The organism is Vibrio salilacus, from assembly GCF_002811245.1.
Taxonomy (GTDB): domain Bacteria; phylum Pseudomonadota; class Gammaproteobacteria; order Enterobacterales; family Vibrionaceae; genus Vibrio; species Vibrio salilacus.
In genome coordinates this window covers 1-1,380 of record NZ_NIVQ01000075.1, presented here as the reverse complement: position 1 = coordinate 1,380, position 1,380 = coordinate 1, and the positions used below count along the sequence as shown (strand labels likewise).

General features: G+C 40.7%; 2 protein-coding genes. Both read right to left on the bottom strand.

Translation table 11 applies throughout. The features are described 5' to 3' along the window. Positions 1 to 267: hypothetical protein (locus tag CDZ87_RS17105; protein ID WP_157806495.1), on the bottom strand; the 267-nt coding region annotated here is incomplete at its 3' end. A gap of 706 nt (positions 268 to 973) precedes the next feature. After that, a complete protein-coding gene (locus tag CDZ87_RS16800; RefSeq protein WP_100754542.1) occupies positions 974 to 1,294 on the bottom strand; it encodes a DUF4144 family protein in 321 nt (106 codons plus the stop codon). Positions 1,295 to 1,380 lie beyond the last annotated feature (86 nt).

The window sequence follows — 1,380 nt, the reverse complement described above, 5'->3', positions numbered from 1 at the left end:
CGAATCTGCCTTAAACGCTTTGTTAGTTGCCATTCTAAACCTTTGATTTCCAGTTATTTCCACCTTTTGCCAACGCCGTTTTTCAGCACTTTGAAAACTCAAATCAGGCGCAGTTTTAAAGCGCCTGCCACTGAAACCACTTGGAATTAGCAACGCCGTAGAAAGCTGGCCAAAAGCACCAAAGAGATCTTTTGGAAAGACAATGCCACAAAGCTGACTTTCAACGAGTAAATGGGCATCTGAAATGGCAAAACAAAACCACAACATTAACAACCAAACGAAACTTCAGCAAACCATACCAAGGCAAAAATCGAGCAAAGTTACACAATTCATTAGCCTTAAACTTTCTGCTTTAGCTGCGTTTTTACCACTGGCAACTAACGCCGCGTTAAGTAGTGAGCAACATCACCACCTGACCTAAACCATTGTGCCGTAACCACTAAATTCAAAGCAAACCAAAAATGCCGAGCGTTGCGAATCTGCCTTAAACGCTTTGTTAGTTGCCATTCTAAACCTTTGATTTCTTGTTTGTTTCCACTTTGCTAACACCGTTTTTCAGCGTGTTGAAAAACTCAATTCAGGCGCAGTTTCAAAGCGCCTGCCACTGAAACCACTTGGAACTTACAACGCCGTAGAACACTGACTAAAAGCACCAAAAAGACCTTTTGGAAAGGCAATGCCACAAAGCTGACTTTCAACGAGTACATTTGCGTCTGAAACGGCAGAACAAAACCACAGTATTAAATATCGAACATAATTTCAGCAAACTATCAGACACAAAACAGAGCAAAATTGCACAATTCATTAGCCCTAAATTTTCTGCCTTAGCTGCATTTTTACCGCTGGCAACTAACGCCAAATTAAGGTGTGAACAACGCTAACACCTGACCTAAGGCATTGTGCCATAAACACTAAACTTACTTGAAGTGAAAGCGCCGAGCGTTGTGAATCACTCTTAAATTTATTGTTATGTTTACATTTCTAATGAAAGTGCTCTGAGGGCTTCTTCTATAGATGAAAACTGTATTTTTGTAAGGCAAACTTCAGCTTTTGAAAATTCATGCTCTTGGATTAACTGAGTTACCGAGAATAGACTTAGCTGAACATTTTCAGGCTCGAATACGTAGCTATCACCTTCGGTTTTAACTACATAGCAATAGCCTTTGCTGTCTATAAGGCGGTCTGAGCTGTCCCAAATTAAGTCGTCTAACTCAGTTTTGAGGCGAGCTTCAGAGCCCAAGTACATTAACTCAGAATCGCTGTCCAACTTGAAAATACATGGCCAAGAAATCATTTATCTATCCCGTAAACATAACGCCGCGTTAAGTAGTGAGCAACATTGCCACCTAACCTAAAGCATTGTGCCGTAAACACTAAATT